Source organism: Nostoc sp. (genome assembly GCF_036917515.1).
Classification (GTDB): Bacteria; Cyanobacteriota; Cyanobacteriia; order Cyanobacteriales; family Nostocaceae; genus Nostoc.
The window spans coordinates 17,965-43,838 of the sequence record NZ_JBALDE010000189.1 but is presented as its reverse complement, the minus strand read 5'-3'; the positions used below and the strand labels follow the sequence as shown (position 1 = coordinate 43,838).

24 protein-coding genes and 1 pseudogene are annotated in these 25,874 nt (G+C 40.4%); 14 read left to right on the top strand and 11 right to left on the bottom strand.

The genetic code is table 11. The features are described from left to right. Positions 1-212 precede the first annotated feature (212 nt). Positions 213-2,807 (top strand): DNA mismatch repair protein MutS, encoded by a 2,595-nt coding sequence (mutS, locus tag V7K89_RS25190; protein ID WP_335192029.1) that lies wholly within the window; start codon positions 213-215, stop codon positions 2,805-2,807. Between the two features lie 286 nt (positions 2,808-3,093). Here the strand turns inward: mutS and V7K89_RS25185 are convergent, their stop codons facing one another. Continuing rightward, entirely contained in the window at positions 3,094-3,663 is a 570-nt protein-coding gene (locus V7K89_RS25185) for a peptidylprolyl isomerase (protein ID WP_335192027.1), read from the bottom strand. Between the two features lie 120 nt (positions 3,664-3,783). Continuing rightward, entirely contained in the window at positions 3,784-5,763 is a 1,980-nt protein-coding gene (locus tag V7K89_RS25180) for a primary-amine oxidase (RefSeq protein ID WP_335192025.1), read from the bottom strand. A gap of 195 nt (positions 5,764-5,958) precedes the next feature. Between V7K89_RS25180 and V7K89_RS25175 the strand changes: the two genes are divergently transcribed. Next, entirely contained in the window at positions 5,959-6,462 is a 504-nt protein-coding gene (locus tag V7K89_RS25175) for an NINE protein (protein ID WP_335192022.1), read from the top strand. 379 nt (positions 6,463-6,841) lie between these two features. On the opposite strand, the gene V7K89_RS25170 is transcribed toward V7K89_RS25175, so the two are convergent. From V7K89_RS25170 to rpmI, 4 genes are all read right to left on the bottom strand, one after another. Next, on the bottom strand, positions 6,842-7,366 hold the full coding sequence (locus tag V7K89_RS25170; protein ID WP_335192020.1) for a tetratricopeptide repeat protein: 525 nt from the start codon (positions 7,364-7,366) through the stop codon (positions 6,842-6,844). 83 nt (positions 7,367-7,449) lie between these two features. Next, on the bottom strand, positions 7,450-8,265 hold the full coding sequence (locus tag V7K89_RS25165) for a transporter substrate-binding domain-containing protein (RefSeq protein ID WP_335192018.1): 816 nt from the start codon (positions 8,263-8,265) through the stop codon (positions 7,450-7,452). Between the two features lie 12 nt (positions 8,266-8,277). Next, positions 8,278-8,634, bottom strand: a complete 357-nt coding sequence (rplT, locus tag V7K89_RS25160; RefSeq protein ID WP_179065135.1) for a 50S ribosomal protein L20 — start codon at positions 8,632-8,634, stop codon at positions 8,278-8,280. Positions 8,635-8,653: 19 nt separating this feature from the next. Further along, on the bottom strand, positions 8,654-8,851 hold the full coding sequence (rpmI, locus tag V7K89_RS25155) for a 50S ribosomal protein L35 (RefSeq protein WP_334916457.1): 198 nt from the start codon (positions 8,849-8,851) through the stop codon (positions 8,654-8,656). 115 nt (positions 8,852-8,966) lie between these two features. On the opposite strand from rpmI, the gene V7K89_RS25150 reads away from it, so the two are divergent. Next, positions 8,967-9,506 carry a GrpB family protein gene (locus V7K89_RS25150; RefSeq protein WP_335192016.1) on the top strand — a complete coding sequence of 180 codons (540 nt, stop codon included), beginning with the start codon at positions 8,967-8,969 and terminating at the stop codon, positions 9,504-9,506. 5 nt (positions 9,507-9,511) lie between these two features. Here V7K89_RS25150 and V7K89_RS25145 read toward each other — a convergent pair whose 3' ends face one another. Then, entirely contained in the window at positions 9,512-10,237 is a 726-nt protein-coding gene (locus tag V7K89_RS25145; RefSeq protein ID WP_335192014.1) for a hypothetical protein, read from the bottom strand. Positions 10,238-10,674: 437 nt separating this feature from the next. Here V7K89_RS25145 and V7K89_RS25140 point away from each other — a divergent pair, with 437 nt between their 5' ends. The 4 genes from V7K89_RS25140 to V7K89_RS25125 all read left to right on the top strand — a co-directional run bounded on the left by V7K89_RS25140 (position 10,675) and on the right by V7K89_RS25125 (position 13,671). Continuing rightward, positions 10,675-11,373: a HupE/UreJ family protein gene (locus tag V7K89_RS25140; protein WP_335192012.1), complete on the top strand. Its 699-nt coding sequence runs from the start codon at positions 10,675-10,677 to the stop codon at positions 11,371-11,373. A 156-nt stretch (positions 11,374-11,529) separates the two neighbouring features. Further along, complete coding sequence (locus tag V7K89_RS25135) at positions 11,530-12,093, top strand: leucine zipper domain-containing protein (protein ID WP_335192010.1); 564 nt, start codon at positions 11,530-11,532, stop codon at positions 12,091-12,093. Positions 12,094-12,146: 53 nt separating this feature from the next. After that, complete coding sequence (locus V7K89_RS25130) at positions 12,147-12,524, top strand: DUF2358 domain-containing protein (RefSeq protein ID WP_335192008.1); 378 nt, start codon at positions 12,147-12,149, stop codon at positions 12,522-12,524. Between the two features lie 286 nt (positions 12,525-12,810). Beyond that, positions 12,811-13,671, top strand: a complete 861-nt coding sequence (locus V7K89_RS25125; protein WP_335192005.1) for a hypothetical protein — start codon at positions 12,811-12,813, stop codon at positions 13,669-13,671. Positions 13,672-13,743: 72 nt separating this feature from the next. Here the strand turns inward: V7K89_RS25125 and V7K89_RS25120 are convergent, their stop codons facing one another. Further along, entirely contained in the window at positions 13,744-13,932 is a 189-nt protein-coding gene (locus V7K89_RS25120; protein WP_335192003.1) for a hypothetical protein, read from the bottom strand. A 130-nt stretch (positions 13,933-14,062) separates the two neighbouring features. Between V7K89_RS25120 and V7K89_RS25115 the strand changes: the two genes are divergently transcribed. The 4 genes from V7K89_RS25115 to V7K89_RS25100 all read left to right on the top strand — a co-directional run bounded on the left by V7K89_RS25115 (position 14,063) and on the right by V7K89_RS25100 (position 19,705). Then, positions 14,063-14,437: a hypothetical protein gene (locus tag V7K89_RS25115; protein ID WP_335192001.1), complete on the top strand. Its 375-nt coding sequence runs from the start codon at positions 14,063-14,065 to the stop codon at positions 14,435-14,437. A 136-nt stretch (positions 14,438-14,573) separates the two neighbouring features. Continuing rightward, a complete protein-coding gene (locus V7K89_RS25110; protein WP_292778263.1) occupies positions 14,574-14,855 on the top strand; it encodes a hypothetical protein in 282 nt (93 codons plus the stop codon). A gap of 104 nt (positions 14,856-14,959) precedes the next feature. Next, entirely contained in the window at positions 14,960-16,147 is a 1,188-nt protein-coding gene (locus V7K89_RS25105) for a TRC40/GET3/ArsA family transport-energizing ATPase (RefSeq protein ID WP_335191999.1), read from the top strand. 255 nt (positions 16,148-16,402) lie between these two features. Next, positions 16,403-19,705: a GAF domain-containing protein gene (locus V7K89_RS25100; RefSeq protein WP_335191997.1), complete on the top strand. Its 3,303-nt coding sequence runs from the start codon at positions 16,403-16,405 to the stop codon at positions 19,703-19,705. Positions 19,706-19,853: 148 nt separating this feature from the next. Here the strand turns inward: V7K89_RS25100 and dnaN are convergent, their stop codons facing one another. After that, positions 19,854-21,017, bottom strand: coding sequence for a DNA polymerase III subunit beta (dnaN, locus tag V7K89_RS25095; protein ID WP_335191995.1), 1,164 nt, complete (start codon positions 21,015-21,017; stop codon positions 19,854-19,856). 56 nt (positions 21,018-21,073) lie between these two features. After that, positions 21,074-21,266, bottom strand: a pseudogene (locus V7K89_RS25090) (Uma2 family endonuclease); the annotation flags it as partial. A gap of 449 nt (positions 21,267-21,715) precedes the next feature. On the opposite strand from V7K89_RS25090, the gene bchB reads away from it, so the two are divergent. The 3 genes from bchB (at position 21,716) to V7K89_RS25075 (ending at position 24,157) form a co-directional block, all read left to right on the top strand. After that, positions 21,716-23,242, top strand: a complete 1,527-nt coding sequence (gene bchB, locus V7K89_RS25085; protein ID WP_335191993.1) for a ferredoxin:protochlorophyllide reductase (ATP-dependent) subunit B — start codon at positions 21,716-21,718, stop codon at positions 23,240-23,242. Between the two features lie 164 nt (positions 23,243-23,406). Continuing rightward, positions 23,407-23,790, top strand: a complete 384-nt coding sequence (locus V7K89_RS25080; RefSeq protein WP_335191991.1) for a hypothetical protein — start codon at positions 23,407-23,409, stop codon at positions 23,788-23,790. 16 nt (positions 23,791-23,806) lie between these two features. Then, positions 23,807-24,157: a hypothetical protein gene (locus tag V7K89_RS25075; protein ID WP_335191989.1), complete on the top strand. Its 351-nt coding sequence runs from the start codon at positions 23,807-23,809 to the stop codon at positions 24,155-24,157. A gap of 839 nt (positions 24,158-24,996) precedes the next feature. On the opposite strand, the gene V7K89_RS25070 is transcribed toward V7K89_RS25075, so the two are convergent. Next, a complete protein-coding gene (locus V7K89_RS25070; protein ID WP_335191987.1) occupies positions 24,997-25,800 on the bottom strand; it encodes a hypothetical protein in 804 nt (267 codons plus the stop codon). Positions 25,801-25,874 lie beyond the last annotated feature (74 nt).

Sequence of the window (25,874 nt, the reverse complement as noted above, 5' to 3'; positions counted from 1 at the left end):
CGGAGGGGTAAAACCCTAGTTAATCAGCTATTTTAGACTTGTGTGTACACCGTAGCCAATACATCAAGGAGGGTTAGGGAGGGGTATTTTTGTACTTCATTAACTTGCAATCTGCTATGAAGGTAAAATATCCTTGAGCGATCGCCATTCAACTTTCACATCACGTTATCATCGGATCTTGGGGAATTTCCGTGCATAACTCGATAGCATCTATGACTGCCTCTCACTCCGAAACTCCATCTACCAAGCCCGATGCAAGTACTTTTATTTCTGACCATCAACAGGTGGATCGCAGTAAGCTAAGTCAAATGTACTTGCATTATGTCGAGACAAAGGATAAATATCCTCACGCGGTATTGCTGTATCGGGTAGGAGATTTCTTTGAATGCTATTTCCAAGATGCTGTAAAAATAGCGCAAGAATTAGAATTAGTTCTCACTAGCAAGCAAGCTGGGGAACAGGGGCGAGTGGCGATGTCTGGTGTTCCGCATCACGCTTGGGAACGCTACGCGACGATGCTGGTAGAAAAAGGCTACGCAGTGGTAATTTGCGACCAAGTAGAAGATGCTTCTGAAGCTGCTGGGAGATTGGTGCGACGGGAAGTAACGCGCATCCTGACTCCTGGGACTTTGCTGGAAGAAGGAATGCTCAAATCCAGTCGCAATAATTATCTTGCAGCAGTAGTAATTGCTGCAAATCATTGGGGTTTAGCTTATGCAGATATCTCTACAGGCGAATTTCTTACCACTCAAGGTAGCGATTTAGAACATTTGACACAAGAATTAATGCGCTTGCAACCTTCAGAAGTGTTAGTTCCGACAAATGCGCCCGATTTGGGGAGTTTGCTGCGTCCGGGAGAAACTTCGCCACATTTACCGGAGTGTTTGCCACCATCATTTTGTTATAGTTTGCGATCGCAACTTCCCTTTTCTCAAGGTGAAGCTAGACCGAGATTATTGCAGAAATTTAAAGTGCGATCGCTCGAAGGACTCGGTTGCGATCGTCTTCCCCTCGCCGTTCGTGCGGCTGGTGGTCTTCTAGAATACCTAGAAGATACTCAAAAAGAAAACCCTGTCACCCTCCAGAGACTCCGCAGCTATACTGTCACCGACTACCTAATTGTTGACAATCAAACCCGCCGTAACTTGGAAATTACCCAAACCGTTCGAGATGGTACTTTTCACGGTTCCCTACTTTGGGCGTTAGATAAAACTAGTACAGCAATGGGTGGGCGCGCTTTGCGGCGGTGGTTGTTGCAACCTCTAGTCGATATTAAAGGCATTCGGGCGCGACAAGATACCATCCAAGAATTAATCGAAAATACGCCCCTGCGTCAAGATTTACGCCAGTTATTAAGGCAAATTTATGATTTGGAACGACTCACAGGAAGGGCGGGTTCTGGTACAGCTAATGCTAGAGATTTAGTAGCTTTAGCAGATTCCCTCTCACGCTTACCAGAATTAGCCAACTTAGTAATTGAGACGCGTTCTCCTTTTTTGAAAGCTTTGCAGAAAGTCCCAAGTATATTGGAAGAATTAGCACAAAAGTTACACGCACATCTTGTAGAGTCGCCACCCATACTAATTAAAGAAGGCGGATTGATTCGCCCCAGTGTAAATCCTTTGTTGGATGAAAGAAAAGCGACCGTAGAAGCAGACCAGCAATGGATTGCCAACTTGGAAGTTGATGAGAGAGCTAAGACAGGAATTTCCACACTGAAGGTAGGATTTAACAAAACCTTTGGTTATTATATCAGTATTTCCCGCACCAAAGCCGACCAAGTACCTGCTAATTATATCCGCAAGCAAACCTTGACCAATGAGGAGCGTTACATCACCCCTGATTTAAAAGAACGAGAAGCTAGAATTCTCACAGCGCGAGATGATTTAAATCAGTTGGAATATGAGATTTTTACGGCGTTGCGGGAAGAAGTAGCACAAGAAGCGGAAGTAATTCGCAATTTATCTCGTGCAGTGGCGGCAGCAGATGTATTGTGTGGTTTGGCTGAGTTGGCGGTACATCAAGGTTACTGTCGTCCCGAAATGTTGCCAGGAAGGGAGATAAATATTGTTGATGGTCGTCATCCAGTGGTGGAACAATCTTTACCTGCGGGGTTCTTTGTGCCGAATTCAACGCAATTGGGTCAAGAGTCATTAGCAGATGACGAAGAACAAAAGACAAATGACAGTCCCGATTTGATTATTCTTACCGGGCCAAATGCCAGTGGCAAAAGTTGTTATTTGCGTCAGGTGGGATTAATTCAGTTAATGGCACAGATTGGTAGTTTTGTACCAGCTAGGTTTGCCAGATTGGGAATATGCGATCGCATTTTCACTCGTGTCGGTGCAGTAGATGATTTAGCAACTGGTCAATCTACCTTCATGGTGGAGATGAATGAAACCGCAAATATTCTCAACCATGCCACATCTAGGTCGTTGGTACTATTAGATGAAATTGGTCGTGGGACAGCAACATTTGATGGACTTTCCATAGCTTGGGCGGTGGCAGAATATATAGCAGTGGATATTCGGTCACGGACGATTTTTGCCACCCATTACCACGAATTAAATGAACTGGCTAGCATTATACCGAGTGTGGCTAACTATCAAGTGACAGTGAAAGAATTACCCGACCAAATTATCTTTTTGCACCAAGTCCAACCAGGAGGTGCTGATAAGTCTTATGGAATTGAAGCGGGAAGATTAGCAGGTTTACCAGCCGTAGTTATTCAACGTGCAAAACAAGTCATGGGGCAAATTGAAAAACATAGTAAGATTGCGATGGGACTGCAAAATCTCGATGGGTAAGCAAGTTTGTAGTAATATCATGTCCGCATGATTAGTTATGATTCCCCTAGTCATTACACTCCACCCCTTAATCCCCTCCCCACAAGCGGGGAAGACGAAGCGTAGCTTTGGCTATTTAGGGTTCTTCGGGTTTAATAAGTAATCAAGCGGACATGATATAGCCGTAGTCACATAGGTTAGGACATAATGACAAGCGTGAATGCGAAGAAAAGTAATAGTTTTACCTCCTGCCTCCTGCCTCCTGCTATATAAGCACTAAAATGTTTACTACAAACCGAAGTGTTAATTACTTCCGAAAAATTTCTACTTTTTCTAACACCACTTCTTGATTCGGACGATCTCTAGTTGTAGGCACATTTGCAATCTTGCTAACTACATCTAAACCTTCGACAACTTCACCAAAAACACTGTGATTATTGTCAAGGTGAGGCGTTGGTGCTTCTGTAATGAACCATTGCGAACCATTAGTACCGCGTCCCGCATTAGCCATCGACAGGATACCTGCACGAGTGTGTCTCAATTGAGGATGAAACTCATCCTGAAATTGGTATCCCGGGCCGCCAGTACCCCAGCGACTGGCTGTATCTAGATAACGACTCAGAGGATCGCCACACTGAATCATAAAATCAGGGATGACTCGGTGAAAGCGAACGCCATCATAAGCTGGAGTTCCCTTACCAGATTGACCAGTTTTCGGGTCTTTCCAGTCGATTGTTCCGGTTGCTAGGCCGACAAAATTTTTGACAGTGTTGGGGGTTCGCTCTTCTTCCAAACGAACTACAATTTCACCCAAGGAAGTAGTTAAACGAGCGTACAGTGTTCCATCACCGGGAATATTAATTTCTGGAAAATTCATGAGGTATCCTATTGTGAAAATTGCCAGTGTTTGACCTACGATAAGCTTATCAGCATTCAAGTTACAGGTTTACAGATTACAAAAAAACTGAACCAAGGGAAACTTTAGAAAACGAATATTTTACTCTGGCAAATTTATCGCTGGATTCCGGCTAAAGAATCCTCTAGGGACTAACTTAAAGCCAACTCGGTGAACAGGCATCACAGGCCAATCTTCCGATCGCGGAATATGAGTTACGCCCATTGTGTACCACAGTACGATATCTTCACCCAGCAAAGACTCATCATCTGAGATATATTTTGGTAAACCCTGTCCGGGTTTCGTTTGGTTGGGATAATCGCCCCCAGCATAAAGTTCAGTAGGTTTATATTTTGTTACCCAGAGGTGATGAGTTGCAAATTCTGCCCGTTGACGGATTTTTGAGCCTTCCACAGGGAAAAATATGGAGTTTCCTTCAGGCATCAGCATATATCCAGGTGCAGCCCCTAAAACATTCTTTTTGTCTGCACTAACAATCATCCATTCCCGACTGCTTTTCATATCTAAATCACGCACAGCAGCCGTTTCTTTGGCTAGCGGAGTTTCTGCAACTGCGATCGCATTTCCTAAAGGATTTTTCTCATCCATCCGCAAAGCATTCACATTCATTTCCATCACAGAATTCGCCTGACCATCAACATCGAAATCTAGGCGATAGTTGAAAAAATGCTGGTGATTTACTCCAAAGATATTTTTAGCAATTAACCGACCATAAGAATCATCATCAGATTGCTTTTGGGCAGCCGTTCCTTGCGCCAGTATAATACCCGTTAATTCATTTTGGACTTCCAAAGTCCCATCCTGGTGAAAGATCCAATTGATGCTGTAATCATAGTTGTCAATGGCTACCGTCATCTTCATCACTAATTCTCGACTGCGACGGACATCATTACGCTGAGTATTATACTCATAGTGTTTCCACAGCATTCCGTTATCGCGCTCGTAGATGCCGATAACCCCTGGTATTTGATAAGGTTCTCCCTGTTCATTAGCAAATACAGCATTTAGCAACAAGCCATTTTCAGGAATTTCTTTACCTAATTCCATCGTATTTGCTAGTAGACCTAAGTTGTATTCTCCAACATCAAAGGCATTTCTAAACGACCAAGTAGGTTCAGGATTGCCATAAGGTACTACCATTTCTGAGAGACTAGCGCGGTATAAAACTGGTCGAATCTTTTCTCCGTCATTGTGCGTCACTTGGTAAAGCATTAATCCATTACGAGGATGCATTGAATAGCGAAACTTCCAACCTTGCCAGTTAATTTCATTGTCTTTAATCTGGAAACTTATACCATTAGGTTGGAGGATTTTCAATGTTTTAAGTGGTGACAGTAATTTTCCCAAGGGTTTGATATCATAATTCCAGTTTTCTTGAGAAAAAGGTACGTTTTGTCTATCAACAAAACTAGCAATTTTACCCGTATTCAAATTTACTGTTGCTAAGACTCCTTCAATCGGACTACCGTAATAGTTCCAGCTTTTGCCTTTGTAGTAAAATAAGCCGCGACAAAGACGATTACCTGTTGCTTCTTCCTGTTGACTGAGAATTCCTGGTGCCCACCAACTAATTTTGACTTGCTCAAAATCAGTAATTCCCCGCCTTTGCATTGCTTTTTGCCATCGAGGATCGGCTTTAACTATCTGAGTTGCTAATTCATATTCTGAATTCACGATCGCAGGTTGAACAAACGCTATTTCTTTCCAAAAACTTAAGGTTTTGCTTCTGATGTCAACAATTCCTTCAAAGGTTTGGTTTTCTGAACGTTCATAGATTACCAAAAAAACTTTTCGCCCAAAGACTTTACCATGTGTAAAATTTAGAACTTCTTCTTTATCTGGTTCTTGTAAAGCAATAAGTGGAAAAGCTGCCATTTCACTCAAAGTTTTTTCTCTTTTGATAATCGAAACAGCTGTGCTAATTTCTGCCTCGGTTAATGAAGTGAGAGGATGGGAAATCGAAGCTTGTTGATCTGTCAATGTTTCCATTAATCCCAGTGAGATAAAAATGACGATAGTAATAGTAATAACTATCCCCAAAAAACGTAGCCTCTTAATCATCTTTTTACATTCTTTCAAAAAACCTATAGTTATTTATTTCTAAGCAATCGCTCAGAAACCGATAGATTAAAAAATTAATTTGCTAACGGTATCTGTAATTATCAAATCTATCAGTCTAATCAATTGTTGGTTTTACATTCAAACCTGGGAATACTGTATACAAGTAATCATGGTAGTAAATTGGAGTACACTGTCATGCAGCAAGCAAATTCAGGCATCGCATACATTCTTTGGTGTTTGTGCTTCTTTGGTATTTGTGGTGGGCAAAGATTCTACACCGGACAGATTGGTAGTGGTTTGATATATTTCTTCACTATTGGTTTTTTTGGGATTGGTCAACTAATTGATTTGGCTCTTATTCCTGGTATGGTTGACAAGCGAAATATTTATCTGCGTGGGTTACATGGTAATGGAACCCCTAGTGTCAATCAATCAATTACGTTGAACATTAGTGAGATTCCCCAACTTCAACAGTTACAAACCATACAGCCACCAATATCTACAGGTAGTCCAATGCAGAAACTGCTCAAAGCTGCAAAGGAACATAATGGGCAACTTTCCATTGCCCAAGCGGCTATATATACTGAACTAGAATCAGAGCATCTCAAAGAGTTGCTTCAAGAAGCAACGAAGATGGGGTACGCTGAGGTCAACAACGATCCAAATACTGGAGCTATCCGTTATCACTTTGATGTGTAAGGTTTAAGAATAAATATTTATATATTTTTATATTTAGGACTTACGTATCAAGTATGAAATGCAGGGGCAATTTATGAATTGCCCCTACAGAAAATCAAGACTATAATTCAATACAAGTTTAGTTAAGCATTTCTTCCTTCTCTTTGCGTCCTCTGCGTCCTTTGCGGTAGCCTGCGGCAATCCCTTTGGGTGACGCTCCTACGTCGCTAACGCTGCGCTAACAGCAGTCGCTCATGGGGGAAACCCCCAAGACCGCGCTGCTTCACCGCTTTGCGTCTACGTTAAAAAAATTGACTTTGACAAAAAGTTTTAGCCTTGACTGAACAGTATTAGGCTATAATCCTCTGTTCATAACTGATCAATTATGATCCGTTAGCAATTAAGCAGAAACCAAACGGCGTAAAGATTCAGCACGACGTTTAGCAATAGAGTTATTTGGAGCAAATTTAAGTGCTTCTTCGTAACTTTGTAATGCCTGAGTATTTAATTTTTTCTTCTCGTAGGCATGACCGAGATTATTCAATCCTGTTACGTAGTCTGGTTTAGCTTTTAGGGCTTCTTTATATTGACGAATTGCTAGGTCATATTGCTCTTGAGTAAAATAAACATAACCCAATCCGTTGTAAATGGGGGCGATATTTTCTTCTCCGTCTTCTTGGGCAGCTTTGAGAGCTTTTTGAAACAGCGCGATCGCTGGAGAATACATTTTTTTTTCTGAATAAATACTGGCTAACTCATAATATTCTTGAGTCGTACCCTTTTCTTTCTCTAACTTCTTTCGCAACCTTGCAAAAGAGCCTTCAATCTTGCGAGTTTTGAAAATCTGGCGAAAAACACCCACGGCTGCAAGTGTGAGTAGAACCACCAAAATGGAGAGATAAACAACGGCTAGACTGTTATCCATTGCTACAAATACAAATATTATAAAGTTTGTTATTTGTCATTTGTCATTTGTCCTTTGTTATTCGTTAATGACTAATGACCAATTTACGGTAAACCCCAATATTCAGAGCGTTGCTGGAGCCAACCTGTTTCTAAATAACGAACGATCGCTTGATTCACGTTTCGTCTAAATTCATCGTACTGTAATCCCTTGGGCATTACTATAGCTAAAGGTTCAGTTGATAACTTAATTGGCAGTAGCCGATACTGAGGATATTGTTGCACCCAGCCGCTTAGAACACTAGCATCTGCGGCAAAGGCTACGGCAGCATTATTTTCTATTTTCTCTCGCGCTTCTTGATAAGAATTCACTCCTACTAACTCGGCTTTTGGCAGATAGTATCGCACTTTAGGAATGGTGCTAGAGTTGTTGAGTACGGCAATTTTTTGTTTTGACAAATTACTCAACTGCTGCACAGATAGATATTTTGTAACTAATACAGTGCCATCCAAATAGTAGGGAACACTGAAATTAACTATGCGGGCGCGTGACTCGGTTGCTGTGACTCTAGCGATCGCAAAATCAACTTTCTTGTCTAAGACTACAGACAGGCGATCGCGATTTGCTACAGGTTGAAATTTTACAGCTTCGGCTTTACCAACCAAGTCAACTGCTAAACGCTTGGCCAAGTCAATTTCTAAGCCTTGCAAATTACCGTTAGCATCTTTAAATCCCAAGGGACGCAAGTTATCTTTCACGGCAACATTTAAATGGCCTCGCTGCTGAATTGCTGACATTTCGGCAGCAGATGCAGTTAATCCCGTCCCCACTAGAGAAAAGCAAAAAATCCAAAAAATAGTGGCGGATAATACCAGATGTAACCAAGTAATTGCTTGCCGTCTGTTACATCTGTTATACATCCCTTACCACCTTTATCCTTTAGCTTGAATTGCCAATTCAGCAACTTTGCCGAAGCTAGCTGGATCGAGGACTGCCAATTGCGCCAACATCTTGCGATTTAGTTGGATATCAGCTTTTTTCAAGTTACCGATCAACTGGCTGTAACTCAAGCCGTGTTGCCTGGAAGCAGCATTGATGCGGGTGATCCAAAGGCGACGAAAATCGCGCTTTTTCTTTTTGCGATCGCGATAGGCACTTCGTAGCGCCTTCATCACTTGTTGGTTGGCAGTTCTAAACAGAGTTGAATGGGAACCGCGAAAACCTTTAGCTAGTTTGAGAATTTTATTGCGGCGTTTGCGAGCTACATTACCGCGTTTTACCCGAGTCATAATTTATTTCCTAAAATACTTACAAATATGGCATCATTAACCGCACGTTAGGTTCATCGCGTTCGTGTACAAGGGTACTCTTACGCATATTACGCTTTTTGTCAGAAGATTTGTGCTCTAAAAGGTGGTTTTTGAACGCTTTACGACGGACGATTTTGCCGGTACCGGTGGCACGGAATCGTTTTGCCGCAGCTTTGCGAGTCTTTAGTTTAGGCATAGTCTAGCTTTGATTCGACACGATCCACTATTATATACTATTAAAATTGCTATAACTGCAATTAAATAAAGGATTTAAGCAACCGCGATCGCTCTAAATCAAATTAATTTCACCTATGGATGAGGTCAATATAGTCGAATATGACCCATGCTGGCAGACTTTGTTTACAGAAGAAGCCGAGCGGATTTGGCAGGCACTTGGCAATGACTTCGTTGTAGAAATTGAACATATTGGAAGTACCGCAGTACCAGGAATGGCAGCCAAACCAGTTATTGACATTATGGTGGGAGTGCGTTCCTTAGAAGATGAAAAATCTGCTATTTTAGCTTTAGAATCTTTGGGATACGTTTATTGGCGTGAAAACCCAGATCCAAGACGGATGTTTTTTGTCAAAGGAATGCCACCATACGGAAAGCAACGTACTCATAATATTCACATAGTCGAGATTAACAGCGAATTTTGGGAACGCAAGCTATTTTGTGACTATTTGAGAAAGCATCCTGAAGAGGCGAAACGTTACGAAGTTCTAAAACGCGATTTGGCGGCAAGTTTTCGGAGCGATCGCGAAGCTTATACCAATGGAAAAAATGAGTATATCCGTGCTGTGATGGTCAAAGCACGGAATGAGGAGATAGGAAAAAGCCAAAGCCAGTGATTCATTTAACTTTTTTCAGTGGTGTTGACTTTGGGATCTAAAATTATTTGCGAAGTGGATTTATTCACATGGTAAGTCCAAGATTGCTCTTTAACCTTGACAATCACTTCCCAACCTTTCACGGGGTCATACTGCTCGGTGCAGACTTCGCCAAAGTTGAATTGACAGAGATTACCAAAGGTTTTTGGTGTAGTTTTAGTAATTTTTAAATTAGCAATTTCTACCCCAGAACGGCTTGAGGCATCGCTCAAAATTGCATCTGTGATCGCCTTGGGCAATGTTTGTAAAGTACTCACTTTCGGATCTAAAAGGATTTGCTTTCTAGATTTATCTACATGGTAAGTCCACGAATCTTGGCGGACTTTGACAACTACTTCCCAGCCTTCAATCGGGTTGTATTCCCTGGTACAAACTTCTCCAAATTTAAACTCACAGGGATTACCAAAGGTTTTCGATGTGACTTGGGTAATCTCTAATTCCCGTTTACCTAGACCGGAACGAAAGGATGCATCTCCTAAAATTTTATTAGCGATCACTTTCGGCAACTCATTTGCTTGTGATTTGGATAATTGAGTGCCGTCTGGGTAAGGAATAGCCCCAGCAGAATTGTTTTCAATGAGTCCGAATCCATAAAATAGCAAGCTTGTCAACACCAGCGTCAAGAAAATTCCTCTAGGTGACTCGAAGGTGCTTTGAATTACAGCAGATGCTTGGATGATTGATTTTTTCATATATTATATGTATTGATTGTTAAAAATTGAACGGATAATATCGCAATTCCAATCATAATTTGTTTGACGTTGCACTCTCAATTCAGTTTCAGGTAACTGATGGCACAGCGCGATCGCATTTATATAGTATATATATACTATATAAAACTGGTATACTCAGAGGTAATTGATAAAATTAGTAACAGTAATCGGCTGTATTAAGTATTCTTCAAATCATGAGAAAATTAGTTGAGGATGGATCAAATAAATTCTGTAGTTTATGAGATTTACTAAACTTATGCCACCTTCCAAACCGTGGAAGTAGCTTAATCTAAATCGGTATCACCAAGCATTGTTTTCTTGGTAGACTACTAGTGTAATTTAGCGTAATTACCACGTTAGTTTTTTGGGGTAAGTGGGTAGTATAAATTACCTAAAAACTAATTTGGTATATAGCGATGTTCAAGACTAAATTATCAGAATCCCGTACTTGGGGGGAACTTAATACCTCAAAGTTGATGGATCGCCATATTGGGGCGATCGCAGCTTTAATTTTAATTAGCTTACTGAGTTCATTGAGTGGAACACCATTTGACCATAGCATCTCTAACGGCTGGGAAGCCCTTCTCTGGGGATTGGCAGATCCAGTAATTAGCTTGAATTGTTTAATTGGTATTGTTGCCATTGGCTTACTCTCATCTGTGTTTGTTCGTGGCGCTGCGATCGCTGGATGTTTTGTCTTCGCAACAATTTTGGGTATTGTAATTCATTTATTCCAGCTAAATTTAGCAGGCACAGAAATAGCGTTCGCTGAAAGCGTTGGCGCAGCCATCGCCATCTCCACCATTGTTTTTGGTGCTATGCTGATGATGCCAAATCAACTAAACTTTTTGGTGCTTGCTCTGCTGGGCATCAGTGCTGGTGTATTTCAGGGTTACGCTAATGCTGAATCTATTGTTACGGCAGGAATGATATCAGTAGTTGCCTATATACTAGGTATTAGCTTAACTCTGTTTGCCGTTGCCATAAGTGCCAGAAAAATTGGTGTTGCGATGGGTATGGGAGAAATAAACCGGATTTTACCTTGGAAAATCAGCCTTGCTGGCTTCGCTTTTTGTGCGATCGGCATCGTGTTTTTGAGCAATTCGCTTATTTAAATCAGATATTTCAATTCAGTGGAATACATTCATTCGTGGGGACGTACATTTAGCTGTGCGCCCCCACTGCGTTTTCAGACTGGACAAGCAAGCGTTCTAGTGAATAAGTTGATGCACCTCTGCGGTAATCTAGAGACTATATCTAAATAAAAAGTTATGACACCTGAAGAAATTGCAGCTACGCTCACAGAATTATTTGACACATCGGCTGTTGCTACGACTGCTCCTGGATCGTGGCAAATAGACACTCCTACTTTTCGGCTGTTGGTGCTGCTTTCCGAAGATAATACTTGGCTGCGAGTTTTACTGCCTATTCTGCCCATCCAAGAAGCCCAACCATTTTTAGAACAGTTTCTAGAAGCTAACTTTGATGACACTCAAGAAGTACGTTACGCTTTATATGAAAGAGTAATTTGGGGAGTATTTCAACATCACAGTGGAACTTTAGTGAGTGCAGATTTATCCAATGCAATCAACCGACTTTTATCTCTCCATCGGGCTAGATTAGATAATGTCTTTAATCAACTAGTTGAAAGCCGCATCCGGCAAATTATTCAGGCAGCAAAACAGCAAGGACAATCTCTGCAAGCTACCATGCAAAGCTTAGAACGCTTTTATGCCGAAGGAATGATGGGTGAAATCGATCAAACTTCACAAGGGCAAGAAGAAGTCCTAACTGCTTGGCGGCGTCAGTTAGAACGTTTATGGAATGAGGGTTAATTTCCATTTTTCAGTTTTTATATTCAAGCAATTTACAGATATATTTATCTATCATGGATATCATTGAAATCCTCAAAGAAGACTATCAAAGATTCCCAGTCAATCAAACTTACAGTATTTACACTCCAGAAGTTTATTTTCAAGACCCACTGAATAAATTTCGTGGTGTTAAACTTTACAAAGCAATGATTAAGTTTATCGAAACTTGCTTTATAAATCCCAAGATGGACTTACATAATATTCAACGTTTAGGAGACACAATAAAAACTGAGTGGACACTTAGTTGGAATACTCCTCTCCCCTGGAAGCCACGGATCTCTATTCCTGGTTGGAGTGAATTAGGTCTTAACTCTGATGGTTTGATTGTCTCCCATATCGATTATTGGAACTGTTCACGCCTAGATGTGGTGAAACAGCATTTTTCCTCTTGAAAAAGTTAATAATTGATATGTCTGAAGAAATGATTGCTATTACACTAAACGTAACAACAAAAGCCATTAATCTTTATCAATGAGAAGTCAAAGGATACAAAGCAAGTAGAATAACTGAAGGCTAGATTGAAGGAATTGGGGGTTGAGCCAGAAGAGTTAGAGTAGCAAGCAATTTCGCTTAGTTTTACTTTGTACAAGCCAAGTAATTGATGGACATTATACTTTACCCTAGCAATTTTACTATTTTATGTTACATTTGACATATAAGTGTAACATAAAATTAATTATGGAAGTTAATGAAGTTAGAGATTTTGCTGATCGCATTAAAAAATCTTACTACTGTAGAGCGGATTTATGTGAGAAGTTAATAAGCGGAAATATAGGTCTTGAAGACCATAATATAGCTTTGCCACCCCAGGATTATAACCCTTTTCGCAATTTGTACATCGATTCTTACATTATAGGTTGTACAGCTTTAGATGGTTTATCATATATACATCAAGTACTTAATTCATCGGCAAAAACAAAAATCACTCACCAAGATAGGTTCGTCTCTTTTTTGCAGTACCTGAATGTACAGCAGTATTTAGAGCGAGTAAGTACACCTTTCCTAAATTACTCTTTAGAAAAAAAGGGAATAGAGGAACCTTTCAGGCAAGAAATTAAAAAGATATGGATAAACAATAAAGAAGATAAATGGAAGGGTGAATCCCATAGGATTTATTGTGATCCAACAATTGATGAGATAAAAATTGTATATGAGGATTGTCATGAACAAAACTCTATTCCACCTGAGATAACTCTCAAAGATATAAATAAGACGCTTAAGAAATTCACATACGCTGCGCTTATTTATAAGTTCTATCGATGCTCATTTGTTCATGAGTTTAGAGCTTCTGAGTACACTGCTATTTTTAATAAAGGGAAACAAATCTCTATAAGAGAGTTTGGAAGTTATATGCTACCTTCTGGGAAAATTGTAGTATTAGATGATGTTCAACCCCAGCTAGATGTAGGTATTGGTGTATTAACAGAAAGCATTAGAAAAGGTGCTAGTATAGCTCATGATCTAATAGTGCAAAAGCAATGCATTACTATTCCATACGACCCTAATGATGAAATTAAGATAGAGACAAAGGCAAAATAAATAGAGATATTGCCGCATCTATTTTATAGTAATCTGTTATGTACCTTGTCTATGCGGGAATTACTATAAGCCCTACTTATCTTTCTCTTCATCTAGTGCTTTTTGGATAGCACGACGGCAAAATTCTGGCGGGTCATCTTTAGCTTTTACTTCTTCCTTCATAGATTCGGTAACACGAAAGCTGAGATTCGCTATTAACTTTTCCTCTCTGTTTGATTCAATAGGGTTTAAATTTTCTGGTGTTCCTTTAGGATTAGGCATTTATATAGAAACGTAAATATAGCTTGAACGATATGCGCGCATAACAATAGATTGTATTTAAGGTAGGTGTTCACCCTGGAAAAGTTGACACCTACCAATATCCACTATCAAAAATGGACACTTCTATTTTATGTTTACGCGTTCCGAACTTGAAATCAAAACCATCCGAGAGTTACGTGACTTATGCCAACGCTACGGTATCAAGCCGACAGGAAACCCAGGATACAAAGTTTCTTACATCACTTCTCTGATGGTATTCCCGCAATTAGCACTACATCAGATGCAACAGGGAAGAGGGTTAAAGCCTCCCACTTTCACGACTTTTCAGTATATTGGCGCAGCGATAGATGAGATGAGTTCACCTACAGATGAGCAAATAGCGCTGATTCGGCTAACGCTCGAAGGTAGGAAAATGACTTACCCAGATAGATTTGAACAGGAAAAGCTGTTGAACTTGCACAAGGCTAAGATGCTTGTTGAGCAAGCTTTTACAATGTTGAGCTAGTAAACAGCCCTGATCGCAATTTTCAGGTAATGAAACTATAGTGCAAGTTAGCACAGTGCTGCTCTACGGGGGATTGAAACAAAATCCCCCAATACTTTAGAGTGAATAATAAACTCAACTCGAAAGCGCGATCGCAATGACTGATAAAGAACTCAAACATCTACTCGAGAGTAATGCTAAAACAGTCCAAGCTATGTTAGATGAAATGGCGGAAGCACGTCAGGAACGCCAAGAACTCCGAGAAGGAATGCTGCAAATTCAAAATGCAGTAGCACAATTAACAAATATACAAGAGAGAATAACCAATTTACTAATTTCTATTGATGGCGATCGCCCTACAATTCTCAAAAAACTCTCAGCACTGGAAACTAAGCTTGACCAGTTATTGCAGCAAAACCCAACGGATGAGTTAGGGTAAATACTCATAATAATGCCTATACGTGTTGAAACAACATTTATTTTCCTTAAACAGTCGATAATGTAAATAAATGTCAAAAATCCTCAGGCAGGACAGAAGCATCTATGCGTGTAATTTTGATGACGGGTAAAGGCGGTGTGGGCAAAACTTCCGTCGCTGCTGCAACTGGACTTCGTTGTGCAGAACTCGGCTATAATACATTGGTTTTAAGTACAGATCCCGCCCACTCCCTAGCAGACAGTTTTGATCTGGAAATGGGACATACACCTCGAAAAATTCGCCCAAATCTGTGGGGTGCAGAACTAGATGCGCTGCAAGAACTGGAGAGAAACTGGGGTGCTGTGAAACGTTATATTACCCAAGTTTTACAGGCAAGGGGTTTAGAGGGCGTACAGGCGGAAGAATTGGCAATTTTACCAGGCATGGATGAGATTTTTGGCTTGGTAAGGATGAAGCGCCATTACGATGAAAGTGAGTTCGATGTCTTAATTATCGACTCAGCCCCCACCGGCACAGCACTCCGCTTGTTGAGTTTACCTGAAGTCGGTGGCTGGTATATGCGCCGTTTTTACAAACCATTTCAAAACATCTCGGTGGCACTTCGACCTCTGGTTGAACCTTTGTTTAGACCAATTGCTGGTTTTTCGCTACCTGATAAAGAGGTAATGGATGCACCTTATGAGTTTTATGAACAAATTGAAGCTCTGGAAAAAGTATTAACAGATAATACTCAAACCTCAGTGCGTCTTGTCACCAATCCCGAAAAAATGGTGATTAAAGAGTCACTCCGCGCCCATGCTTATCTGAGTTTGTATAACGTTGCAACAGATTTAGTCGTGGCTAATCGGATTATCCCTAGTGAAGTCCAAGATCCATTTTTCCAACGTTGGAAGCAAAGTCAGGAGCAATATCGCCAAGAAATTCATGATGATTTTCACCCCTTGCCTGTGAAAGAAGTTCCCCTATTTCCTGAGGAAATGTGTGGATTAGCTTCATTAGAACGCCTGAAAGAAACTCTTTATAAAGATGAAGATCCAACTCAGGTTTATTACAAAGAAACAACTCTTAGAGTGGTACAAGAGGAAAACCAATATAGCTTAGAACTTTACTTACCTGGTATTCCTAAAGACCAAGTTCAACTCAGTAAAACCGGAGACGAATTAAACATTACTATTGGCAACCATCGTCGTAACTTAGTTTTGCCACAAGCTTTAGCAGCACTACAACCAGGCGGAGCAAAGATGGAAAATGACTATCTAAAAATCCGCTTTGCTGACAACACAAGAGCTTAATTTTGTTGAACGTTACTCTGTCAACAAAAAATTAAAACTAAAAAGCAAGAATTTTCTCTTGTACTTAGTACAGACGCAACTTTTTTAGCGTCTTTTTTTATAATTTTTTGGTAAACTTTTATAAAAGGCAAATAAATATTTTTACTAGTGATTTGACCGTAGTTTTACTGAAGACAAAATGATGAAATAAATTTCAAAATGTCTTTAGATTTAATTATGTCAATTTTCAAAATATTAATTTATTTTTCTATAACAATGACCTCCAATCCTGAACCAGATTTGTCCTTATGTCGCCATGAAGAAAGTTTACTACGCCGCATTACAAACCGTATCCGACGAAGCTTAGAGTTGGAAGAAATTATCACAGTGACAACGGCAGAGGTGCGATCGCTATTAAAAACTGACCGAGTGATGATTTACAAATTTCATCCTGATGGTAGTGGTCAAGTGATTGCTGAGTCAATTTACGAAAATCGTTTGCCATCACTACTAGGACTGAATTTCCCTGCTGATGATATTCCACCCACCGCTCGTGAACTATTTATCAAATCACGGGTGCGTTCTGTTGTAAACGTTGATACTAAAGAGATTGGTCAAATTCACCTGCATGACTTGGATAATGGAGAAACTATATCAGAGGAGATCCGTTACCGCCCTGTAGACCCCTGTCATGTTGAATATTTGACGGCAATGGGGGTAAAATCCTCTGTGGTAGTACCTATTCTCTATCAAGATCGGCTTTGGGGGCTGCTAGTGTCTCATAACTCTGAAGCGCGTTTGATTTCAGAATATGAACTAGAAGCAATACAAATGGTAGTCGAGCAGCTATCAATGGCGATCGCTCAAAGTACCCTTCTGACTCAAGTTCGCAAAACAGCCGAACGAGAAGCGATCGTTAATCGTATTGCGACTCTCCTACATTCACTGCCAACAATTGTATTACAGCCAGCCTTAGAAGAGGCTGTTGCTGCCTTTAATGGAGTTGGTGGCAGGCTTTGCCTTAGAAATGAAGCTTTTGATTTCCACAATGGCAACGCTATCAGCTTAATAGAATGCTTAATACCAGGAAATACTTGTATCAAGCTTTATATCTGTGGAGAGCAACCCGTAATGCCAGAACAAACTATATATCCACTTATAGAACAGTATAGTATCTGGCAAGAACACTACAAGTCTAATAAATACGATGTTTGGGCAATTTCAGATATATATAAAATTTCTGAGTTGCGAAGTTTGCAAGTTGCTTTTCAACCAACTAGAATTCGCAGTATGTTGATGATCCCGCTCCAATATCGTCAGCAATTACTGGGCTACTTAAGTATTTTCCGCAGCGAAATAGATACAGAAACTCTCTGGGCGGGGCAGTATGATAGCGATCAAAGGCAACAGTATCCCCGACAATCCTTTGAGGTTTGGCGCGAATTTAAAAAAGCACAAGCTCAAAAATGGACGGTTGAAGAGATTGAACTGGCTAGAAACCTCAGTAAACACTTTGCTTCCGCAATTCAGCAGTATGAATTATACCAACAAGTACAAGTCTTCAATGAAAATTTAGAAAAACAAGTTAAAAGACGCACTGCTGAGTTACAACGGACAGCCGAACAACAACAGGCTGTGTTTAAAGTTATTGCCGAAATTCGGGAATCTCTGGACACAAATACGATTTTTCAAACTACTACTAAAGAAGTTTGTCAATTAATCAAAGCCGATCGCGTTTCTGTTTATCGTTTCGATTCTAATTGGGGTGGTGAATTTGTCGGAGATTTCGAGGCTGCTAGTCCATATTGGTCGAATGAGTCCGAACTAGGTATTAATACAATTTGGAATGACACCTTCTTACAAGATACACAGGGAGGACGTTATCGCCACAATGAAACATTTGCGGTCGATGACATCTACAAGATGGAGTTTGCTCAGTGTCATATCGACAATTTAGAGCAGTTTCAAATTCATGCTTTTGTGCTTGCTCCAATTTTTGTTGGGCAAAAACTTTGGGGTTTACTAGCAACTTATCAACACACTGGCCCCCGGCAATGGAAAACTTCTGAAGTTAACTTTCTCAGTCAGATTGCAGCCCAAATGGGCGTAGCACTCCAGCAAGCTGATTTACTCTCTCAGACACAACAACAGACATTAGATTTGCAACAAGCAACAGAACAACAACGGGTATTGTTTGAAGTAGTGGCGAAAGTTAGAGAATCTCTCGATTTAGATGCGATTTTTCAGACAACCACCCAAGAAATTTGTAAATCATTACAAGCAGATCGAGTTGCAGTCTACCGCTTCCAGGCTGATTGGAGTGGTGAATATATAGCCGAGTTTGTGGGTGATAACTGGTTAAAGCTAGTAAGTTATGATACCAATACAATTTGGCAAGATAGCTATTTACAGGAAACCCAAGGTGGGCGATATCGTCACAATGAAACCTTTGTAGTTGATGACATCTATGAAGTTGGTCACTCTCAATGCCATATTACGGCTTTAGAGCAAATTCAAGCAAGAGCTTATACGATCGCACCTATATTTATCGGGCAACAGCTATGGGGCTTGTTAGCAGCTTACCAGAATTCTGCACCCCGCCATTGGGAAGCCTCGGAAATTAAGTTTATTACTCAAATTGCCAATCAGCTTGGGGTTGCACTTCAACAAGCTCAATTACATAATCAAACCAAAGAGCAGACCCAAAAGCTGGCTCAAGCTTTGCATGATTTAAAGCAAACTCAAACCCAACTGATCCAAACTGAGAAAATGTCCTCACTAGGTCAACTGGTAGCTGGTGTTGCTCACGAAATTAATAATCCGGTGAACTTTATTTATGGCAACATCAATCATGTCAATGATTACACCCAAGATTTACTTAGTATCCTAGAGCTCTATTTACAAAATACTCCCAACCCTAGCCCTGAGATTAGCGATCGCGCCTTCGAGATCGACTTAGAATTTATCATGGAGGATTTGCCTAAAACCCTATCTTCCATGAAAATTGGGGTTGATCGCATCCGTCAGATTGTTTTGGGTTTACGGAATTTCTCTCGCCTTGACGAAGCAGAAAAAAAACCAGTTGATATTCATGAGGGCATTAATAGCACCCTGCTAATTTTGCAGCATCGCTTGAAAGCAAAACCAGAAAGTCCGGCGATTAAATTAGTTAAAGAATATACTAACCTTCCTTTAGTAGAGTGCTATGCTGGACCGCTAAATCAGGTATTTATGAATGTTTTAAGCAATGCGATCGATGCTTTAGAAGATTACTCTCAATCAAAACCTCATAGCAATCAAATTACTATCCATACTGCTTTTGGAGAACTTGAAGATAATATCAAGAGTGTAGTTATTCGCATTGCAGACAATGGACCAGGAATACCTGAAGCTCTTAGAGCAAGAATCTGCGATCCCTTTTTTACAACTAAGCCAGTGGGAAAAGGCACTGGCTTGGGGTTGTCAATTAGTTACCAGATTGTCGTAGATAAACACGGTGGTGTGTTTAGATGTGATTCTCAGCCAGGGTTAGGTACAGAATTTTGGATTGAAATTCCGATTACACAAATTAGTCATTAGTCATTTGTCATTGGTCATTGGCAAAGACTTTTACCTTTAACTGAAACATATTGCCGATCTCCGACTTTTTGAAGAAGTTGGGAATCTAAATCAGGGTTAAATGACATTTCATCTTACAGTAATTGGATTTTTAGGTGATAAATCAGTTCTAACTTCTAAGTTGCACAGGCATAGCTAAATAGGTCATTTTCAAACCACCCAATGGTGTAAAAATTACTGGAGTTAGGCTTTGATTTAAATGCATTTGAATTTCTGTAGATGGTAATTCTTTTAAGCCTTCCATCAAATATTTAATGTTAAAAGCAATTTCAATATTTTCACCAGAAATTTGTGCTGGCATCGACTCTCTACCACTGCCTACATCTTGAGCTTCACAAGATAAGGTAATTTCTTGAGCTTCGCTATCAATACTGAGCTTGACAATATTATTTTTTTGATCCGCTAACACAGCAATCCGCTCCAAAGTGCTGACAAATTGTCGCCGTTCAATTGTTACTTGTCGCTCAAATTGGCGTGGAATTAATTGTCGATAAGCAGGATATTGCCCTTCTAATGTGCGACTAGTCAAGCGTTGATTTTGCCATGCATACACAACTTGACCTTGATCGAAATATAAAGCTACAGGTTCATCTGATGAGGCGCTATGAGCCAACATTCTTTGGAGTTCCCGTAATGCTCTAGCTGGTACTGTCACTTCTAGTTGACTAGTTCCGCCTAGAGGACGCTCGTTGCTAGTTTCTACGACTGCGAGGCGATGTCCGTCGGTAGCTGCAAATTCTAGAGTATCTTGTTTGACTGTTAAATGTACTCCTGTGAGTACTTGCTTGGTTTCATCAGCACTGGTAGCAAACAATGAACCGCGTAATCCTTCAATTAATGCGGTGGTGGTGAGATGGATTACTTCTGTATTTTCAATTATAGGGAGTTCGGGAAATTCTTCTGGCTCCATTGCTCGGACTTGGTAATGTCCACTTTTGGGTGTGAGTGTGACTATTAAACCTTCTCCACCAGATGTTGCACCTGTGAGGGCTGATTCATCATCGAGAGTGATTTCGCCTTCTGGAAGACGGGAGGTGATGTCTACAAGTAATTTAGCAGGAAGTGCGATCGCACCACTTTCCCATACCTCTGCGTTAAAGCTGGTGCGGATTCCCAAGCTGAGATCGAAGGCTGTTAAGCTTACTTGGTTAGTTTCAGCATCCGCTTGCAACAGCACATTGGCAAGTACTGGATGAGTTGGTCGTGAAGGTACTGCACGACTAACGAGTGAGAGGTTTGTACTGAGATCGCTTTGTGAGCAAACTAATTTCATAAGTCAGATTCAGCTGGTGAAAAATATCCTAACACCCTTATTGTTCATAGGCGATCAATCCAACTATGCGGTTGACCGTGACTTCGGAAACGCCCAGCAGCAGGCATTATATAGACAATCCCTTCGGTTAATTCAGCTTTTTTCTAGGTTAGGAGTGGCATTATAGCGATGCTCAAATTCATAGCGGGTAAGTTTGTCGCCATTTTCTAAAGGAGGAATTGTCCAAAGCTGGGAAGGTGTTTTCACCATAATTGTTGTGAAAATGAGCTTGTGTACATCTTAGTGAATTAGGTAAAAACGCAACTGACTAGGGAATGAGAGATAAATAAACAAATTTACCGGAACATTAAGATTTTTTTACAAAACTAACAGGAATGTTGTTTAAATTGATAGCTGCATCCTAAGCACTAACTAGGTTTCAGCTATATTTCCTCCCCTAAAACCTGCAACAAACCTTATTTTTTTTCAGCCAGCAGGTTTGAGAAAATCAGAAACGATTTAATAATCAAGCACTTATAAGTAAATGAGCTGAATTAAAGATAATACCTCTCTCCAAACCTCTCCCCTTCCCTGCTAAGGGTACGCTGGGCGATGCCTACGGCGGTAAACTACGCACCGAAGGGGTTGGTGGTAAGCTCTATCTTATATTTTTTACGCCCATTTACTTAGTTATTTGAGTTTAAAAGGGAGACACAAACATGAAATTGGCTTACTGGATGTATGCTGGCCCAGCCCACATCGGCACTCTGCGAATCGCTAGTTCTTTTAAAAATGTTCATGCGATTATGCACGCCCCACTTGGCGATGACTACTTCAACGTCATGCGCTCCATGCTATCGCGGGAGAGGGATTTTACTCCGGTGACAACCAGTGTCGTTGATCGCAACGTTTTGGCCCGCGGCTCCCAAGAGAAGGTGGTAGATAACATTACTCGCAAGGATGCCGAGGAACACCCAGATTTGATTGTGTTAACTCCCACCTGTACCTCCAGCATTTTGCAAGAGGATCTGCACAATTTTGTTGAACGGGCGCAGTTGGAAGCAAAAGGAGACGTAATGCTGGCGGATGTAAACCACTACCGCTACAACGAACTGCAAGCTGCCGATCGCACTTTGGATCAAATCGTCCAATACTACATTGAAAAAGCTCAAAAGCGCGGCCAATTGCCTGAAGGCAAAACAGCAAAGCCCTCAGTTAACATTATCGGTACAACCACCCTCGGTTTCCATAACAATCACGATTGTACCGAACTCAAGCGGCTGATGGCTGACTTGGGAATTGAGGTAAATACTTTAATTCCTGAAGGTGCTTCGGTGAATGACTTGAAAAAGATGTCCCAAGCCTGGTTTAACTTGGTGCCTTACCGTGAACTCGGTTTGACCACAGCCCGTTACCTAGAAGAACAATTTGGCACACCTTATATAGACATTACTCCAATGGGTGTAGTGGAAACTGCCCGTTGTATTCGCAAGATTCAGCAGGTAATCAACGCTCAAGGTGCAGAAGTTGACTATGAAGACTTCATCAATGAGCAAACCCTCTATGTCTCTCAGGCTGCTTGGTTCTCCCGTTCGATTGACTGTCAAAACTTGACTGGCAAAAAAGCTGTGGTCTTTGGTGACAATACCCACGCCGCCGCCATTACTAAGATTCTGGCGCGAGAAATGGGGATTCATGTTGTTTGGGCTGGAACTTACTGTAAATATGATGCAGACTGGTTCCGCGAACAGGTTAGTGAGTATTGCGATGAAGTGATAATCTCTGAAGATCATGGTGCAATTGGGGATGCGATCGCTCGTGTCGAACCCTCTGCCATTTTTGGCACGCAAATGGAACGCCACGTTGGTAAGCGCTTAGATATTCCTTGCGGCGTAATTGCTGCACCAATCCACGTCCAAAACTTCCCCATTGGTTACAAACCATTTATGGGTTACGAAGGCACGAATCAGATTACAGATTTGATCTACAATTCCTTCACTTTGGGAATGGAAGATCACCTATTAGAAATCTTCGGTGGTCATGATACTAAAGAAGTTATTACTAGGGGAATTTCTGCTGATTCTGATTTGAATTGGACAAAAGATGGTCAAGCAGAATTGAATAAGATTCCGGGATTTGTTCGCGGCAAAGTGAAGCGTAATACTGAGAAATTTGCGCGCGATCGCGGTTTCAAAGAAATAAATGCTGAGGTGTTGTACGCTGCCAAGGAAGCTGTTGGAGCTTAGTTTAGAGTTTAATTTATAAGATTGAGGGGTGAGGAGTTATGTATACTCTTTACCCTCATTTTTTTGCTTTATTGGTAAAAATTAAATTATGAGATATCATAGATTTAATATTAATTTTTATATATTATTTCTCTCAATAACTATTTAAAATAACTAAATTAAATATGAACGATGACAAAGCAGCATTGTTTGCGGCACTGTGTCAGACTGGTATTAAGCACAGTCCAGAAAAGGTTGTGCAGATTGCCAAGCAAGCTGATGGCAAAATCGTATTTTTAGAAGAGGGCAAAGCTGGTACAGGAGGAAGGGGACTCGCACACATCTTAGAGAGACATCAAGAGGACTTTGCCAGACGTGGAATCTCCGAAAATGAAATCCTGGATGCTGTTATGGCTGCTGTGACAAGAGGAAAGTTTTTGGGTTATCAAGGAACGATAGAACCTCGTCGAAAAATCTATGAAGTAATTTTTAATGAACAAACACAATGCATAGCAGTGACGATAGGTGATAATGGTTATATAGTCGGAGCTAATCCCGCCTCACCATAATTTCATTTGAATAGCTATGGCAGTAAAGATAAAACTAATGGCTGATTATGGGTGCGATCCTTTATGGTGGGCAGATGCTGATAAAGTTGGTAATATCGATCCAGCAAGACTACCCCTCAGTCAAGAAACTATTAGCCATTTGAGAAAATGGGCATCTGCTTACAATGAAACATTAAATTGGCAAGATCCTGCTAATTCACCAGATTTGAGTGCAGAAGCTGAAGCGGCTTTTGAAGAACAAGGAATTAGTCTATGGAAGCAACTGCAAACAGAACTCGCGCCTAATTATCAAGTTGTTTATTTCAGTGAGCCATTAGGCAAGGTTTTAACTCATCCTAGTGAATTAGAAGTTTTACGTCCTATTTAGCAACGAGCTAGTGCAGCACCTAGAAAATTAATTGCGATCGGGGCATTAAAGAGATATACCAAACTGAGGTCTTATACGCCGAGAAGAAAGCTATCAGGACATAGTTTCAGGGCTTAACAATATCCAGCAGTCAGCCCTCCAAGTTGACTGCTAAATTATTATGTGAGTAGAGTCAGTAAACTACCTGGTCTTTTTATAGTGTTTTGATTAGTTCTAGATACTTAGAAGTTTAAAGCACTTATCAATACCTTCGCCAATTTACGAGGGTGAATTGATGTATTAACTCCCTTGTCTGTTAGGTTTGGCAAAAACAATAAGTCCTACAAATTCCTTCCAGGTTTTACGTAAGGTTTTTTTAACGTATTATCCGCAGTATCAAGGGTTTGAGCCTCCAACCTACCTTATATACCTGACGTTGATGTATGGGTCATTTTGCCATTTTTGCCAAAATTTTTCTAAGCTCTTATTTTGGCAATGGTATTGACTTATCAATACTGATTTTAGCTAAGACACAATTCTCAAAGATGAACTAGATAGTTTACTAAAAACATCTCATTTACTTCGTTCGCCTAAAAATACAGTTTGTCTGTTAACTGCTTTGGAAAGAGCAAAAGCTAAAACTTTAAAATCTCAAAGTATTGACGAACTACGTCAAGAGTTGGGAATTGACGAAAAAGAAGAAGAAAGATGAAACCCAACCCTAGGAAAATAAAGTTCGAGATGCTGTAACCGTCCACACTAATAAATTTAATAATGTTATTTCGATTTTGTAACCAGACTGAAAAGCAAAAATCTTTTCAGTCCGTGAGAATTTGTTGCACAGCTGCAGTAACTAAGGCTTAATTTCGTTTTTGTTTTTGGATTTGTTCCCATTCCCCTTGAATACTTTGTAATGCCTTCAAGGTGCGATTTAAACGAGCTTTCTTTAAATCAGGAGTCTCTTTTTGGAATAAACTCGGAGAATTTATTACTTTATGTAGTTCAGATTGAGTAGAATGCAAGCGATCGCTTAAACAGCGTTCAAAGATTTCACCATTACCACTGCTCACATTTTCTACTAATTGACTATATATATACTCTTTAGAACTGATTTGACCTTCGAGGTCAATATTAACAATTTCCTCAATTAACTTGTAGTAGCAGTCAGATAGTGCAGTTGGCATAGGTTCTGCTGCTAGATTATTTGTTTCAGAAGTAGAAGGATCGGATATTTCTTCTTTAGTTGGCGTTACGAAAGTTTCGTCAGAATTAGGGAATTCTTCTTTAGTTGGTGTTGGTAAAGTTTTCCGAGAATTTGTAGGTGAAGAATTTGCTTTAGAATTAGATAAGTAATAATCTGCTAAAGAGCCGCAGAGAAACTCTTCACGAAAGCGGTTTATTTTGGCACGTGACTGGATTTTGTGGTAACGACGTTTTTGATACCATAAACCAGAAATTAGTAAGCCTGCGATCGCTCCTATACCGACTCCTGTCATCACAACCTTGGCATCTTCTAAAGTTTGATTTTGTTGACCAGATTCAACAGTGGGATTGGAAGATGCACTTTCAGCAATAGCATAGTTACTCACTGAACTTAGCTGCACGCTACTGGCGATCGCCGCAGCCGATAGTATAAATCTAAATATTAACTTTGATTTCCACATAATGTTACAGTTCAAAAATATGTTGTCATTTCTGGAGACTAATTACCTCCCCAAAGAGTGAATAGTTAATAATC